We start from the raw sequence: 15,287 nt of genomic DNA, 5'->3' as shown, positions 1-15,287 counted from the left end.
TTCAGTTGCTGCGCGCGCGCTCGAGCGAGCGCCGCGCGGCGGCGGCCACGGCCTCTGCCGTGATCCCGAAGTGCGCGTAGAGCTCGGCAGCGGGCGCCGAGGCGCCGAAGCCCTCCATGCCGACCGTCTCCCCTCTATCTCCCACCCAGCGGTGCCAGCCAAACGTCGCGGCGGCCTCGACCGAGACGCGCGCACGGATCGCGGGCGGGAGCACCTGGTCGCGGTACTCGGCAGCCTGAGCCGCGAAGTGATCCTCACAGGGCATGCTGACAACCCTGGCGGCGATGCCCTCCTGCTCAAGGACCTCAGCGGCCGCCACGGCTATCTGCAACTCGCTGCCGGTGGCGATCAGGATCACGTCCGGCCCGCCCTCCGCGGAGCGCTTGTCCGCCAGCACGTAGGCGCCGCGCTCCACAGCATCGGCGGGGATCCTTGCGGGGTCGAGCGTCGGCATGCTCTGGCGCGAGAGGATCAGCGCCACCGGATGGTCTGTGGAGTCGATCGCGTGACGCCACGCCAGGGCCGTCTCGTTGGCGTCGGCGGGCCGAATCACCGAGAGGTTCGGTGTCGCGCGCAGGTGCGCCAGCTGCTCGATCGGCTGGTGGGTAGGCCCGTCCTCGCCAAGCCCGATCGAGTCGTGGGTGAAGACGAAGATCGAGGGCAGGCGCATCAGCGCCGCGAGCCTGATCGAGCCCTTCATGTAGTCGCTGAAGGTCAAAAAGGTCGCACCGTAGGCACGCAGGTAGTGCAGGTTCAGGCCGTTGACGACGGCGCCCATCGCGTGCTCGCGGATGCCGAAGTGCAGGTTGCGCCCGGTGTAGCTGTGCAGATCGACGCTGCCCGCCTGATCGATCAGCGTCAGCGTGCTCGGCGCCAGGTCCGCGGAGCCACCGACCAGCATGGGAAGCTTCTGTGCGGCCCACTGAATGACGCGCTCAGAGGACTTGCGCGTCGCCTCGCCCTTGTCACTGGCTGGGTAGCTGGGCAGATCATCGGCCCAGCCGGCGGGACGCGTGCGCGCCACGACCCGCTCGAATTCGGCGGCCGAATCGGGGAAGTCGGCGCGGTAGCGCTCGAAGCGCTCGCGCCACTCGTGCTGCTGGGCGGCGCCGCGCTCAAGCGTCCGGCGACCGTGCTCAAGCGCCTGCGGCGGAACGAAGAACGGCTCCTCGCTGGGGAACTTGTAGAAGCGCTTGGCGGCCCGAATCTCCTCTTCGCCGAGCGGACTGCCGTGCGCTGCGGCGGTGTCCTGCTTGGTCGGTGCCCCGAAGGCGATGTGCGTGCGCATCATGATCAGGCTCGGCCTGTCGGTCACGCCCTGAGCGGTCGCGATCGCCTCCTCGAGCCGCGCGATCGATACGTCCTCACCGATGTCCTGCACGTCCCAGCCGTAGGCGGCGTAGCGCAGCGGCGTGTCCTCGGTGAAGGCGATCACGGTGTCGCCCTCGATCGAGATGTGGTTGCGGTCGAAGAAGACGATGAGCTTGCCGAGCCCGAGGTGGCCCGCGAGCGAGCTCGCCTCACCGCTGATGCCCTCCTCCATGTCGCCTTCGGAGGCGATCACGTAGGTGAAGTGGTTGACGACCTCGTGCTGATCGCGGTTGAAGCGCTCGGCCAGCATCCGCTCGGCCAGCGCGAAGCCGACCGCGTGGCTGATGCCCTGCCCGAGTGGCCCGGTCGTCACCTCGACACCCGGCACCTCCCCGTACTCGGGATGACCGGGGGTCTTGGAGTGCAGTTGCCGGAAGTTCTTGATGTCCTCGAGCGAGAGGTCGTAGCCGGTCAGGTAGAGCGATGCGTAAAGCAACATCGAGGCGTGACCGGCGGAGAGCACGAAGCGGTCACGGTCTGGCCATTGCGGGTCCGCGGGGTTGTGACGCATCGCCCGCGTGAACAGCGTGTAGGCCACGGGCGCCAGCGCCATCGGCGTGCCCGGGTGGCCCGAGTTGGCCTTCTGGACCGCATCCATCGACAGCGTGCGGATCGTGTCGATGCAGAGTTCGTCAAGCGAGACGCCGTCGTTGGTTGCAGTCAAAGCACTACCTCGCTATCCGATGGGCTTTTGTTGCAGTTCATACTCAACTGTCCAGCATAAACTGTCCTCGGGATGCAGAAGTCACGACCGCGTGAAGCGCACCGGCGCGGTCTCATCGGCGGCTTCGGGATCGGTGCCGGCCTGGTGGCGGCCGCCGGTGCCGGCACTGCCGTTGCGGCTGAGCTCCGCCATCGGCAGGCTCTGACCGAGGATCCCCTCTGGCCGCTCTTGAGCGCACCGCTTGAGGGCGAACCGCTCACGGTGCGCACCGACGATGGGGTCGCACTGCACGCCGAGGTCTTCGGCTCAGGCGCCGCGCCGACGGTGATGCTGATTCCAGGCTGGACGGAGGAGTTGCAGGTCTTCGATCTGCTCACGCGCGAGCTCATCCGGCGGGGGCTGCGGGTGGTTGCCTACGACCCGCGCGGCCAGGGCGCGAGCCCGGCTGACGCCGTGTCAGACCAGAGGATCGAACGATACGGTGAGGATCTCGGCGCCGTTTTGGCCGCAAGCTGCGCGGCGCGGCGCGATGTGGTCGTGGTGGGCCACTCGATGGGCGCGATGGCGCTCGTGGCCCGGGCGGGCACGGTCGGCGCAAGCGCGAACATGCGCGCGGCTGCGCTGATCAGCACCGGCGTCTCAGGGTTGCTGACGACGGCCAGCGTCCTGCCAGCGGTCATCCCCGACACGGCGCGTCGGACTCTGCTCGCAGCGCTCATCACCGGCGAGCAGCCGCTGCTGCCCATCTCCAGCCCAGTCAGTCGCGCGTTGAACCGCCACCTGCTCTTCGGCCCCGATGCGTCCGCCGCTCAGCTGGCGTTCATCGAGCCGATGGTCGCGCGCATGCCGGCTCGGCTACGGGCCGGCGCCGGTCAGACGATGCGCGACCTGGACCTGAGCGGCGCGCTCAAGCAACTCGACGTGCCGACGCTCGTGGTGGCCGGCGCGCAGGACCGGCTCACACCGCCGGCGCACGCACGGCAGATCGCAGCCGCGCTGCCCAATCTGGCCGAGCTTTTGATCCTCGAGCGCACAGGCCACATGACGCCGCTTGAGCGTCCACTCGAACTGGCGGCCGCGCTTGTGCGGCTGCTCGAGCGGGTGGGCCTATATCCGGAGCGCGAGCCAGCCGACGTCTGAGCACAATCCTCACGCACGCCTCGTGGGTGCCCGGGTGCCTTCACCAGCCCGCTTGTTGCCGCCCGCAGGGCTCACCTCCGCCATGGGGCGCGGCCTCAGCAGCCGGCGCGCAGACATCTTTGGCCGCCTTCTCAGCGCACTCGTCGGCCGTCCAGGCCATCCCCGTCGGTCATGGCAGCGCATCGCCCCGCCCCGCGCTGGCTATCATCGCCACACCACGGGGAGTGGCGCAGTCTGGTAGCGCACCCGGCTGGGGGCCGGGCGGTCGCAGGTTCAAATCCTGTCTCCCCGACTACTCCGTGACGGCTGCATCCTTGAGCGTCTGCCGAAGACCCCTGACGACGCCCACTTAGAGCAGCAGATCGGGCAGGCGCAGAGTCAGCCCGACTGGCCCGCCTTCAAGCCGAGCGTGGCTTCGGCGGTTTCTTGGTCGACGCCGTCGATTCGTAAGAGCTTCTCACGGGCCCGCTCCCCACGGATGATGGCCACACTCGCATCACGTACACCGAGTTCTCGGGCAAGCAGTCGGCAGAGGGCTTGGTTGGCGCGTCCATCAAGCGCGGGAGCCGCGACGCGGACGACCAAGACGCCAGCACGATCCGCGACCAAGCCTTCACGCCGCGAGCGAGCCTGCACCCTGACGGAGATCACCGCGCTTGCCATGCCACCCATGATGGTCGGCCGAGCTGTTCACAGCGACGCGCGCCGCCCGTTCGCTGCGCGCTCGGCGGCGAGAAGGCGCGTATGACCGCGATGCTTACCGCTAGATCAGACCATGCGACTCGCACGGCTGCTTGCCCTCACCCGGCACACACGCTGGTCGACGATGCGCGCTCCGGTCACGCGTTGGGTACGGCCGCCGTGTCGGCCGACGAGGCGATCTGCCTGCGCAGCGGAACGGACAGCTGGATGATGCGCCGAGCTTCCGCGAAGGCGGCCTGCCGCTCAACGCCCGAACTGGCAGTTGTGGCACGCCCGAGAGCCACCGCGTAACGGGCGCAGTAGATGCCCAGCACACAGCGCAACGTGGCCACGGAGGCTCCCGTTTCCGCAGCGCGGTCTGCTCGCCGCTGGGAGGCGAGCAGCTGGCGGCTCATCTCGAACCGATGCTGGATGCCATCATCGACTGGGCGCTGGATCAGCACCGACTTCATCGGCCAGCCAGGCGGGCCGACCTGTTCACTGGTGCGCATTCCATCCTCTAACCCTTGCTTACACCATACCTTATCATCTTATAAGACTAAGTGCAATCTCTGGGCCTCACCTCTCACCCATGCGATGGCTTGCGTCGTGAGGTTGAGCGCGCCCCGCTGATCGGAAGGCGGCGTTCGCCACCCAAGCCGCTTCCGTCCGCCGGAGCTGCGGCCGCTCGCCGCTGTCAGTCGGTTGCGAGTCTGTGAAGCGCCGCGGTGAGCGCCTGGGCAATCGCCTTCGGCGTGGGCGGACAGCCCGGGATGCGCAGGTCGACGGGGAGGATCGCTTCAAGCGGGCCAGCGAGTTCTGCTTGGTCGCCGAGGAGATTGCAGCCCAGGGCGCAGTCTCCGAGCGCGGCGACGAGTCTGGGCTCGGGCATCGCTTCGTAGGCTGTGCGGAGGGGTCCGGCCATGCGTGTGGTGATCGCGCCGGTGACGAGCAGGACATCGGCATGGCGCGGCGAGGCGACGACGTTCAGCCCGTATTGTTGGAGGTCGTAGAACGGATTTGTGGCTGCCGCAAGTTCGTGCTCACAGCCGTTGCAGGAGCCGGCATCGACGTGACGGACCGCAAGCGAGCCGCGCGCACGCACCGGCGACGGAGGCGTGGCTCGGCGCAGTCGCTGGAGGTGGTTGAGCAACACGAACATCGTCTCAGCGGTCCGCACAGGCGTAACAGAGCTCAAAGCTCTTATTGATGAGTGGAAAGTCCGGCAGCAGCTCGCCGACCACGGCGTGCGCCAGCACCGGCCAGTTGGCGTACGAGCCCGTGCGCAGGTGCAGCGCGGCCAACCGGTCGCCTTCGCGCACTACCACGCAGACGGTCACACCGCGCGGGCTTTCGACGCGACCCACAGCCGTGCTCGCCTCTTCCCCGCAGCGTCGGACCGTACCGGGCTCAAGCGGCTGGGTGAGCAGGTCGTCGAGGAGTTCCAGGGACTGGTGCAACTCGAGCGCGCGCTGGTTCGTGCGGGCCGCGACATCACCAGAGGCGGCCTCTGCGACCGCTACGCTGAAGCCGCTGTAGCTGAGGTGCGGACTGTGGATGCGATGGTCGTCGCGCAGGCCCGAGGCGCGTGCGGCCGGGCCGACGGCACCGAGGCGCTCGGCGTCAGCGGCGCTGAGCGTGGCGACCCCTTCGAGTCGCTCCTGCAGCGAGGACACGAACCGCAGATCCCGCCAGACGAGCTGGTGCTCCTGGCCGATCGCTGCCAGCTCCCGACGGGCATCCGCGGCCTCCTGACGATCGAATGAGATCGCACTTCTTCCCACGGACACCGTGTCAAACAGAAACCTATGCCATGCGAGGCGCTCGTTCAGGCGCTGGGCGCGCTCTTTGAGGGCGGCGTACGCCATCGCCCCGGGCGCAAACCCGACCCCAGCGCAGATCGCGGAGATGTCGTTCAGGTGGTTGTAGACGCGTTCGAGCTCAAGCAGGACCGTTCGGGCGCGCCGCAGGTGATCGTCCGGCTGAAGCCCGAGTGCGGCCTCACACGCTTGCGCGTAGGCCACTGTGTTGGTCACCGCGCACGCCGCACAGGCGCGCTGCGCGTAGGCGATTCCATCCCCCAGCGACCGTCCAGCAGCGGCGGTCTCCAGGCCGCGACGCTTGTAGGAGAGGCGGACGTCGAGGTGCAGTATCCGTTCTCCGACGACGTGGAAGCGGAAGTGGCCCGACTCGATCACGCCGGCATGGATCGGTCCGACCGCGACCTGATGCACATCCTCGCCGACGGTTGGAACCGTCCACGCCTCCAGCGGCGCGTGGTGGTCAATTAGCGGGCGCAGTGGCTCGTGGCCGATGAAGCTGATCGCGTGGAGGTCGTGTGCCTCGCGCTCGTCCCAGCCGGCCGCCGGGATCACGTCGACAATCGTCTCCACGGCGCCCTCGGTGGCCTCGCAGGTGATCAGCCGCTCGCCTGCCGGCGTGCTGAACACCGCTCGCAGTCGCGGTGGTCCCGACGCCGGCAGGTGGGAAAACAGCCCACCAAAGCGCTCGCCGTGGGCGTGCGCGTCGAGGCAGGCCCGGCGCCAGGCCGCGGCCGGTACCGCTCTGATCTCAGCAACACCGGGCATGCGCCCGGAGGCGTCGCGCGGCGTGCTCATGTGAGGCCATCCATCAGCATGCGGACGGCCACCGAACCAGGTAGCAGGTATGCGCAGGCTGCCAGCGCGAGAAGACTCAGACCGATCACGGTGGCCAGACCTTCGGTGACACGGACGCTACGCCCACGAGACCACGCGCGGCGTTGCTCACCGCCGAGCAGACCTTCGATCAGAGCGTGGGCCAGCCCGAGGAACCCGAGGCCGAGCAAGGCCGCGGCGATCAGCGCGACGACGAGATGCCCAGCGGCGATGCCGCCAATCAGGATGAGCAGCTCGCTGAAGAACAGTGGCGAGGGTGGTAACCCGCCGAGCGACCCGAGGCTGAGGCCGATCGCGGCGGCAGTACCAGCGCTGAGCTTCGCGATCCCACGCGGCGGGCGCTCGGCGCTTTCTGGTTGGTGGCGCAGCAGTGGCATTGCGGCGTAGAAGCCAAGCGATTTGGCAAGGGCATGGCCGGCCAGGTGCAGCAGCACGCCTGCGGTCGCCAGCGGGGAGGCGAAGCCGATGCCGAGCGCGAGCACGCCCATGTGCTCAAGGCTGGAGTACGCCAGCAGCCGCTTCCATGGCAGCGGCCGCCACAGGAACGGGACGGCAATCGCCAGCGACGCCAAACCGAACGCCATGAAGGTTGCGTCTCCCACGCCGGCGCGCAAGGCTGGGCCGAGCGTGACGAGCACACGCCATGCAACCAAGATCACCGTTGGCAGAAGCGCCGCGGACAGCAGAGCGCTGACTGGGGGCGGCGCTTCACTATGCGCGTCGGGCAACCAATTGTGTACCGGTGCCCAGCCGATCTTGGTCGCCAGCCCGCCGACAATCAGCAGAAACGCAAGCAGCGCATCTTTGGCTGGCAACAAGTGGGCATGGCGCGAAATCGATTGCCAGTCGAGAGTCCCCAGAACACCACCGTGCGGCGCCAGGCCGACATACAGCACGAGGATGCCGGCCAGCGCGATCGTCAGCCCGAATGTCGTCAGCACCAGGTACTTCCAGCCCGCCTCCAGCGCCGAGCGCCGGCCACTATAGGCAACGAGCAGCGCGGAGGCGCCGGTGGTTGCCTCGACCAGCAACCACGCAACGCCGAGGTTGTTGACCAACGGAATCGCCAGCAGCGCAGCCCAGAAAAGGTTAAGGCCGAAGTAGTACCACGCCCTCGCACGGGGGGCTCTAAAGAAGCTGCGACCCTCGGCGGCAAGGTATACCGGGGAGACCAGCGCACTCAGCAACCCGACGACCGCCACAACGCCAACGAACGCGCCACTGGCGCCGTCCACCACATACCACGCTCCCTGCGTGGGATTGGAGCTGCCGAGGAGCGCCAGGATCGCCAGGAGACCAGCGCATGCTCCGGTCAGCAGCGCGCCGGCGACATTGATCCGGTCTGCCACGCCCGGAGTGCGTGCCAACTGAACCAGCAGCCCGCAGGCGAGCGGCAGTGCCGGGACAGCGATGACGAGCGCTTCAATCACGCAGACCCCCCAACAACGAGGTATCGCCGGTCCCGAGCTCCCCGTGGATTCTGGCGCTGAACGCTCCCGCGACCGAGATCACAACGACGAGATCGAACACCAACCCGAGCTCGATGAACACCGGGAAGCCCCTCGGCACAGAGAGTGCAGCAAGGTAGAGGCCATTCTCGGCCACCAGAAACCCGCATGCCTGGAAGACCGTCGGTCGGCGCACAACGGCGATGGCGAGACCGAGCGCGACCAGGCCAACCGCGGTGTCCTCCACATCGGCATGCGTCAGTCCAAAGCGCGGCATGAGCGTCACGACCGCCAACGCGATCGCAAGCGCGACCATGAGCCGTGCCAGCGGATGACGCTCTGACGCCATCCGTCCCGGCTCACGGGTCCGCAGGACGATGAGCCCGAGGAGCACAGGCAGGACGATCGCCTTGGCCAGCAGCACGATCCCCGCGACCAGCAGCGCCGTCGACGTGCCCGCAGCCTGGGAGATCGCCTGTATGCCCAAAACCAGCGACTGCAGGGCCACCAGCGCGATCGCGACAGACCGTCGGCGGACAACCACCACCGCAAGCGCGCTGATTGTCAGCACCCAGAGCACGGCATGGCTCACGAGCCACCCCCAGCAAACCAACTCGCCAACCCAAGCAGGCAAACCAGCCCGCCGGCACCCAAGAACAGCGGCACGCGCAGAACACGCATCTTGGCCTGAGTCGTCTCGACCACCGCCAACAGGCCACACCAGACCGGCACAGACACCACAAGGACCGCCAAGCGTGCTGCAAACGGGCCGGGATGCGGAACGAACAACTCGGTGGCAAGCACCAGCATGATCCAGTGCCGCGCCGCCGCAGCCCACTGCAGGTACGCGAGTTCGCGACCCGCATACTCAAGCAGCGGCCCCTCATGCACCATCGTGAGCTCAAGATGCGTATCGGGGTTGTCAATCGGCTGGCGGCCAGTCTCGGCGAGCATGACCAGCACAAACGCCAGCAGCGCTGCCCAGTGCGCCGGTTCTCCCCACACGTGCGGACGTGCGGCCGCATCGCTCAGCGCAATCAGGTTGGTGCTGCCGACCGGCAGTGCTACAAGCACCATCACCATCAGCAGCACCGCCTCGACCGGCACCCCAAACGTCAGCTCGCGGCTCGCGCCCATCAGCCCAAAGCCGCCGCCGGTGTCCCATGCGGCCAGAGTGATTGCAAAGCGGCCCAGCGCCAGCAGCCCGACGAGCACGAGCGCATCGTGACCCACCGGCCAGCCCGGTGAGCGACCGCCGATCGGCAGCATCACGAGCGCCACAAGCGATGACGCAACCACCACAGGTGGCGCCAGCTCGTAGATCACGGTGCGGGGGAACGGCGCTACCCCACTCTTGTGCCACAACCGTCGCAGCTCACGGTAAGGCTGCAACGGCGAGGGACCGGGCCGACCCTGCAACCTCGCCTTGAGCCGCTGAATGAGGCCAGGGATCAAGGGCGCGAGCAAGACTCCGCCAAGGACCTGCACGGCCCCGGCGAGCGCTCCGGCCACGCTCACGCCAGCACCCCAAGGCGCACGAGCACCAGCAGCAACACCAACAGCCCCACCAGATAGATCAGATAGGTCCGCAGGCTCCCAGACTGCAGCCGGCGGACGAGCGCCGCTGCCCGCAGCGCCGCGGCAGTAACCGGCTCGTACAGCAGAGTGTCGAACAGGTGAGGCACCTCAGCCTCATACCGCACCTCCTGCACCACGCCTGACTGCGCACGCACGGTCGTCAGTTCGCGCGTCGGTCGCAGCACGCCCTCCAAGACCAATCTGATCGGCTTGGTGAACCCTGAGGACGTCCACGCCAAAGCCGGCACAACAGCCTGCCCGCAGGCCCATATTGGCGTGGGTGCGGCACGACGACCGGTGCCAAGGCGCCATAGCCCGATCGTCAGCAGCACCAGCGCGAGCGTCAAAGCAAGCGTCGGAAACCCGCCAGTTCCCGGCAGATACACGCCGGCATGCACCGACAACGGAACGCTGCTGAGGCGAAGCTTTGCGAGCGTCGGGACCAGCAGACCTGGCGTGACGCCGAGCAGCACGCACAGGGCGGCGAGAAAGACCACCGGGGCTCTCATGCCCACGCTGCTCTCCTTCGCAGCCTCACATTCCCCGGAGCGCGGCGCTCCGAGCAGCACCAAGCCGATGACCTTCACGAAACAGAACACGGCCAGCGCCGCGGTGGCGGCGAGCGCCGCGGTCGCCACCAGCGCCGTAAGCGAAACTCCAAAGGGCCCATACACGGCGACGTGAAGCAGCGACTGCAGAGTCATCCACTCCGAGACAAACCCGTTGAGCGGCGGCAGCCCCGCGATCGCCATCGCTCCGAGCGCGAAGGCCCCGCCAGTCCAGGGCATCCGGCGCAGCAGACCACCGAGCCGGTCCAGACCAAGTCCCCCAACGGCGGCTGCGAATGATCCCGCGCCGAGAAACAGCAGCGCCTTGAAAATCGCGTGATTGAGAATGTGAAGCAACGCCGCCGCAAACGCGATCGCGCTCCAAAGCGGCCGACCGATCGCCGCGAACACGAGCGATGCGCCCAGCCCCAGCAGGATGATTCCGACGTTCTCAATCGAGTGAAACGCCAACAGCCGCTTGAGCTCATGCTGAAAGAGCGCGTACAGCACGCCACCCACCGCCGACAGCGCGCCGAAGCCGAGCAGCACGACGCCCACCCACAGCGGCGCGGGCGCGTCCCACGCGAACAGCACCCGGATCAGACCGTACAGCGCGAGCTTGATCATCACCCCCGACATCAGCGCCGACACGTGCGCAGGCGCGAGCGGGTGCGCCCGTGGCAGCCACGAGTGCAACGGCATTGCGCCCGCCTTGGTGCCGAAGCCGATCAGCGCCAACACGGCGACGAGCGCGCGCAGGCCCTCTCCGTGCAGCGGCGTGCCACCGAGTGCGCCGTGCACCGCCAGCACCAGCATGCTGGCCCAGACACCCACCCCGCCGAGGTGTGTGATCGCCAAGTAGGCGAACACGTCCCGGCGCGCACGCTCGTCGTGGCGCCCAACCAGAATCAGGGCCGCCGGCAGTAGCGTCATCAGCTCCCAGAAGCCCAGAAAAGTCGTGACGTCGCGCGCGGTGAGCAGGCCCACAAGCGCCAGGCAGAAGGCGCCGCTCAACCCGGCCGTCACGCGCGCCCGCGGTGCGCCGCGTAGCGCATCGCGTGCGTAATACAGGGCAGGGACGGCGATCAGCGACAGCACCAGCAGAAAAAAGCCACTCATACGGTCAACCCCAAGCGCGGGCGAAAAGCCACTCCGAAACCGCGCCCCGACCGAGGCTGCACCAAACAGAACCGCGGTGCCGACGGCGCCGATCATCGCCATGCCGGCCGCCTGCAGCAACAGCGACCACCTCAGCCCGCCGATCAGAGCACCCACCAGACCGCAGGCCACCACCACCGCTCCAGCGGCGAGCAGGATCGCAAGCAGACTCACCGGCCGCAGGCCTCGGTCACCGTCGCGGCCATCCGCACGCCAAGCGGCCCGCCCGTGCGCACCTGCGCGCCCGAAACCAGGCCCGCAAGCGACGGCCGGTCGCCCCCCAGTCTGGCCGCAACGACATCGCGCGCCGATACCAGTGGATCAGGCGTCCGACGATGCCCAGGGCGACAGTGGACACTGGTCTCGAGCACGTGCATTTCCAGCAAACACCGGCGGCACATGGTTCCCAAATCGCGCGAGCCATCGACGGTCTGGCGGCTCGGCGCTCTCCGTGGGCCAGCAACCTTGCGCGCGCGGGCCCCCGGCCGATCGACTCGCTTCAGCCAAACCGCGTCCGCGAGGGTACCTAACACGTCGGTGTTGTGTCGGCGGACCGAGCAGCGCCGATCCCCATTCACACCCGCCGCTGGCATCCGGATGTTCAAGACGAGAGCCGGTCCATCTGAGGCATGCTGTTGGTCATCGGTGCCCAGGATAACGACTTATAACCTTCCAAGCTCATAAGCAAGCATGCCTATGGCTCGGGCAACCAACCGACGCGCCCGTCGTAGCGGTCCGCCAGCTCGACGTGAACCGAGTCGTGACTCCTCAGCGCAGGCTCCCGCCTAGCGGCGCAGTTCAAACTTGCGAGCGGCGGCGATCAAACCTTAGGATCTTATGAGGCTTTACGCGAAGGTGCGGTAGGATACTGCTGTGGCTCTGCCCAGCTTCGACCACCAATGTCAACTCGACGCAAGTTGACGACGCCCAAAACGCCTGCGGCCGATTCGACTGGAGTGCACGTGCGCTCCGACCCGGTGTACGTGGCCAAAGCCCAGCTGTTCCGAGTCCTCGGGCATCCAGTTCGCATCCGTATCCTGGAGCTGCTCGTCAGTGGTGAGCGTACCGTCGGCGATCTTCAGGCCGAACTTGAGCTGGACTCCAGCGGCACGTCCCAACACCTCGCGGCACTGCGCCAACTCGGAGTGCTGGAAAGCCGTCGCGCGGGCACGAGCACCTACTACCGTCTCAAGGATCCACGGGTCTCACAGCTGTTGGCGGTCGCGAAACAGATCCTCACCTCCGCACTGTCGGATTCGCAGGCTCTGCTAGGTGATCTGATCCAGCAGTCCGCAGAGAGCACGCGCCGCCGGTCAGACACGGTGCCATGAGCCATCCGCCCAACGTGAGCATGGGCACTCACCGCCGAAAGCACGGTCTTGCTGGATCCCCCCAAACGCCGGGCGGCGCTGCGTGTGAAACATCGGCAGCGAGCACCGGGTCTACTCAAACTCGGCACCGAGCGCCAGCTGCGACGCCCTGAGACACGGCCCTACATGCGAGGCGGAAGTGGGGCCGGTGGCCCGCCCCCACGTGCCAAGCCAAGCGTGCTCGCTTCGTTCCACGGTCCCGTGAAGGTCAAGCTGGAGATGAAGCGGGCTTGGCCCGCTCTCTCCTATGACACGGACCGCCGCAACCATCCGCGCCGCACGAAACGGCGCGTGGTCGTGAGCACCTTTGCCACAAAGAACGCCCCACAACCTTGTTCTCGGTGCACCATGCTGGGCTCGCCCAGCGCCTATGACCGCCGTTCCGGCTGGGTGACCCTCAGCGCAGCGTGGGCGAGCCTGGCCGCCGCCGGGCTGATCACTCGCCGCTCGCGCCAGCTCGATGGCGCACGCTTGACGTTCACAAGAACCTCGAGCGCCGGTAGCCAGTGAAGGTGGTGCGCGACGATCGGCTCGCCGCTTCCGGTCTGCCAGCCAAGGTTGTCAAGCGCCGTGGCAACGGTGTCCAGCGGGATCTCCGCGTCCGGCGATGTGGCGGCGTAGGTGAGTACAAGCAGTGACGCCAGCCGGTCAAAGTCGCTATCGGCGGCCACGAGTTTGCCGGCAAGGATGCTCAAGAGCGCGTCGTTGGAGACGCGGGCCGAGGCACCGACCCTGGTGAGCCTCAGCGCACCCTTGTACTTGCGCAACAGCCCGAGTTCCTGCAGAAGCTCTCGGAACCGCATCACCGGCGTGGTGTCGATCTCACGGTTGGCCTTGCCGATCCAGTCCGCCATCATTGGCACGACTTCGGCGGCGGCCTCGACATCGGACGGCCTCAGATAGCCCGCGGCGGTGAGCTGGATCCCGCCATCCGCAGCCCGGTCAAGGAACCATGTGAACGCCTGCAGGCAGTCGCGTACTTCTTGGTCATCGACCTGTGTCGGCTCGCCGATCAGCTGCAGCGCACGCGCGGTGAGATCCTCCCCGACCGAGCTGTAAGCAAGCCGGTTGACGAGATCGACCAACGCCGCGTTGACACCGGCCTCGCGCAGCGCGAAGTAGGGCGCCTGCAGGGCCTCGTTGATCTCCTCCAGGTCGAAGTGAGCCGGATCCTGAAGCACCTCGGCCAGATCCTCGGCGTCACGCAGGCTGCCGCAGTCCTCCGGAGGCGCAGCTCGGCGGCCGTCGACGCAAGCCGCCCACGGTGCTCCGGGGTCCACGGGCAGGATCTGTTCGAGCCGCAGCGCCAGCTCCCAGTTATCACCGTAGTCATACACGTAGGCGAGCACGTCCCCCGACTCTTGCATCGTCTCGTCGAGCCGCACCTCCCCGGCAGGGACCCCACCCTCATCCTCGAGCTCTCCCTCGTGCATGTCGTACGGACAGAGGAACAGCTGGTTGCCGTGGTCAAACGGTCCACCGCCCAGCGAGAAACGCCACAGGTGGTAGTCATCCCAGCCAAACGCCGCCTGCAGCACCTGGTGCATGGCATCCAGTCGCAGGTCCGAGCGGACCTCCAAACGCCGCCAGATCGGCGGCCGTGAATGCTTGAGATCGACCCTGATCCGGAACGTCTTCAAGTCAGCAAGCGGTGGACGCCGCAGATCCGGCATGCGGGGACGCCGTGCTTCCCGTGCCGTGCCGCCAAACGACAGCAGGTCCTTGGCGAGCTGACGCAGGTCATCCAGACCAGCGTCCGCGATCACCGCCTCAAAGCGACGCAGCAACTCAGCGTCTGGGTCCTGCTCCTCAGTCATGCCGGAGGCGCCGCCATCGGGCCGTGTCGTTGTCCGCCGCGAGGATCCGGGCGCGCAGTGGCGCTGGAGGCGGCGTGGTGATCCTCGCCAGTCACACCCCGAAGGATGTCATCAATGTCGAACGATGGTGGCGCGACTGCCGGGCGCGGCCCCTCAAGGAACCAGCCGTGACCGGCGAGTCCGATCACGCGCCTGCGCACTCAAGCAGCCGCAGGCGTGATCGGCGCAAGCGCACGCCCCACCACAAACGGCACCGGGCTGGCCAAAGCGCCGAGCCGCGCGGTGTGCACGTCCTGAATCCGGAAGCCGGCGGCGGTGATCGCAGCGAGCGTGTCACGCGAGAGGTGGCAACCGGCGCCCAACCGTGGCCACAACCCGCTGCGGTCAAGCCACCTCTGCACCGCAGCGACCGGGGGACCGGTGGCCAAGACGTGCTCGAAGAAGCGCAGCTCCCCGCCGGGCCGCAAGACGCGTCGCAGCTCGGCAAGCGCCTGCGCCTGGTCATCCACCGAGCAGAGCACGAGCGATGCGACCGCGAAATCAAAATTCCCTTCGACTGGCGGCAGACGTTCCGCCGTACCACCCAGGACCTTCACCGGCACCGGCGCGTGCGCGGATGCCAGCTCGGCACGGTGGCGCAGGTACGGCTCGGGCTCGACCGCGACCAGCTCGGTCACGGTCGGCGGGTAGTGCTTGAAACCTCGCCCGTCGCCGGCACCCACCTCGAGCCCGCGGCCATGCACGCCCCTCAGCAGATCCTCCCTGGCGTGCTGCATGGCGTCGCCGTCAGAGGCGAGCGTCCAGAGCCTGGCGAACACAGGATGCGACTGCACGGCACTCACCCCGAGACAACGA

Annotated in this window: 13 protein-coding genes and 1 tRNA gene; 3 read left to right on the top strand and 11 right to left on the bottom strand. The window is 67.7% G+C overall.

What is annotated here, in order from left to right; genetic code table 11:
• Nucleotide 1 precedes the first annotated feature (1 nt).
• Nucleotides 2-2,035 carry a transketolase gene (tkt, locus tag M3M54_RS01980; protein ID WP_249020517.1) on the bottom strand — a complete coding sequence of 678 codons (2,034 nt, stop codon included), beginning with the start codon at nucleotides 2,033-2,035 and terminating at the stop codon, nucleotides 2-4.
• Between the two features lie 72 nt (nucleotides 2,036-2,107).
• Here tkt and M3M54_RS01975 point away from each other — a divergent pair, with 72 nt between their 5' ends.
• Nucleotides 2,108-3,175: an alpha/beta fold hydrolase gene (locus M3M54_RS01975; RefSeq protein ID WP_249020516.1), complete on the top strand. Its 1,068-nt coding sequence runs from the start codon at nucleotides 2,108-2,110 to the stop codon at nucleotides 3,173-3,175.
• 218 nt (nucleotides 3,176-3,393) lie between these two features.
• Nucleotides 3,394-3,467: transfer RNA gene (locus M3M54_RS01970), tRNA-Pro, on the top strand.
• Between the two features lie 86 nt (nucleotides 3,468-3,553).
• On the opposite strand, the gene M3M54_RS01965 is transcribed toward M3M54_RS01970, so the two are convergent.
• The 8 genes from M3M54_RS01965 to M3M54_RS01930 all read right to left on the bottom strand — a co-directional run bounded on the left by M3M54_RS01965 (nucleotide 3,554) and on the right by M3M54_RS01930 (nucleotide 11,419).
• Nucleotides 3,554-3,838 carry a DUF167 domain-containing protein gene (locus tag M3M54_RS01965; protein WP_249020515.1) on the bottom strand — a complete coding sequence of 95 codons (285 nt, stop codon included), beginning with the start codon at nucleotides 3,836-3,838 and terminating at the stop codon, nucleotides 3,554-3,556.
• Between the two features lie 176 nt (nucleotides 3,839-4,014).
• Entirely contained in the window at nucleotides 4,015-4,368 is a 354-nt protein-coding gene (locus tag M3M54_RS01960; RefSeq protein WP_249020514.1) for a hypothetical protein, read from the bottom strand.
• A 185-nt stretch (nucleotides 4,369-4,553) separates the two neighbouring features.
• Nucleotides 4,554-5,036, bottom strand: a complete 483-nt coding sequence (locus tag M3M54_RS01955; RefSeq protein WP_249020513.1) for an NADH-quinone oxidoreductase subunit B family protein — start codon at nucleotides 5,034-5,036, stop codon at nucleotides 4,554-4,556.
• Entirely contained in the window at nucleotides 5,023-6,474 is a 1,452-nt protein-coding gene (locus M3M54_RS01950; RefSeq protein WP_249020512.1) for an NADH-quinone oxidoreductase subunit C, read from the bottom strand. The genes M3M54_RS01955 and M3M54_RS01950 overlap by 14 nt, the downstream gene beginning before the upstream one ends.
• On the bottom strand, nucleotides 6,471-7,748 hold the full coding sequence (locus tag M3M54_RS01945) for a proton-conducting transporter membrane subunit (protein WP_249020511.1): 1,278 nt from the start codon (nucleotides 7,746-7,748) through the stop codon (nucleotides 6,471-6,473). The genes M3M54_RS01950 and M3M54_RS01945 overlap by 4 nt, the downstream gene beginning before the upstream one ends.
• A gap of 187 nt (nucleotides 7,749-7,935) precedes the next feature.
• On the bottom strand, nucleotides 7,936-8,553 hold the full coding sequence (locus M3M54_RS01940; protein ID WP_249020510.1) for a hypothetical protein: 618 nt from the start codon (nucleotides 8,551-8,553) through the stop codon (nucleotides 7,936-7,938).
• Nucleotides 8,550-9,479, bottom strand: coding sequence for a respiratory chain complex I subunit 1 family protein (locus M3M54_RS01935; RefSeq protein ID WP_249020509.1), 930 nt, complete (start codon nucleotides 9,477-9,479; stop codon nucleotides 8,550-8,552). Before M3M54_RS01935 ends, M3M54_RS01940 begins: the two co-directional genes overlap by 4 nt.
• Entirely contained in the window at nucleotides 9,476-11,419 is a 1,944-nt protein-coding gene (locus M3M54_RS01930) for a proton-conducting transporter membrane subunit (RefSeq protein ID WP_249020508.1), read from the bottom strand. Before M3M54_RS01930 ends, M3M54_RS01935 begins: the two co-directional genes overlap by 4 nt.
• A gap of 788 nt (nucleotides 11,420-12,207) precedes the next feature.
• Between M3M54_RS01930 and M3M54_RS01925 the strand changes: the two genes are divergently transcribed.
• On the top strand, nucleotides 12,208-12,576 hold the full coding sequence (locus tag M3M54_RS01925) for a helix-turn-helix transcriptional regulator (protein WP_249020507.1): 369 nt from the start codon (nucleotides 12,208-12,210) through the stop codon (nucleotides 12,574-12,576).
• 407 nt (nucleotides 12,577-12,983) lie between these two features.
• Here M3M54_RS01925 and M3M54_RS01920 read toward each other — a convergent pair whose 3' ends face one another.
• Nucleotides 12,984-14,432, bottom strand: a complete 1,449-nt coding sequence (locus M3M54_RS01920) for a plasmid pRiA4b ORF-3 family protein (RefSeq protein ID WP_249020506.1) — start codon at nucleotides 14,430-14,432, stop codon at nucleotides 12,984-12,986.
• A 200-nt stretch (nucleotides 14,433-14,632) separates the two neighbouring features.
• Complete coding sequence (locus M3M54_RS01915; RefSeq protein WP_249020505.1) at nucleotides 14,633-15,265, bottom strand: class I SAM-dependent methyltransferase; 633 nt, start codon at nucleotides 15,263-15,265, stop codon at nucleotides 14,633-14,635.
• Nucleotides 15,266-15,287 lie beyond the last annotated feature (22 nt).

The organism is Conexibacter sp. S30A1, assembly GCF_023330665.1.
GTDB lineage: Bacteria > Actinomycetota > Thermoleophilia > Solirubrobacterales > Solirubrobacteraceae > Palsa-465.
This window is presented reverse-complemented; position numbering and strand designations above follow the sequence as displayed.

What these genes read in the sequence shown, in the direction of transcription:
- M3M54_RS01950 (WP_249020512.1), bottom strand. Translation starts at nt 6,474, where the DNA reads ATGAGCACGCCGCGCGACGCCTCCGGGCGCATGCCCGGTGTTGCTGAG.
- M3M54_RS01965 (WP_249020515.1), bottom strand. Translation starts at nt 3,838, where the DNA reads ATGGCAAGCGCGGTGATCTCCGTCAGGGTGCAGGCTCGCTCGCGGCGT.
- M3M54_RS01920 (WP_249020506.1), bottom strand. Translation starts at nt 14,432, where the DNA reads ATGACTGAGGAGCAGGACCCAGACGCTGAGTTGCTGCGTCGCTTTGAG.
- M3M54_RS01960 (WP_249020514.1), bottom strand. Translation starts at nt 4,368, where the DNA reads ATGCGCACCAGTGAACAGGTCGGCCCGCCTGGCTGGCCGATGAAGTCG.
- M3M54_RS01975 (WP_249020516.1), top strand. Translation starts at nt 2,108, where the DNA reads ATGCAGAAGTCACGACCGCGTGAAGCGCACCGGCGCGGTCTCATCGGC.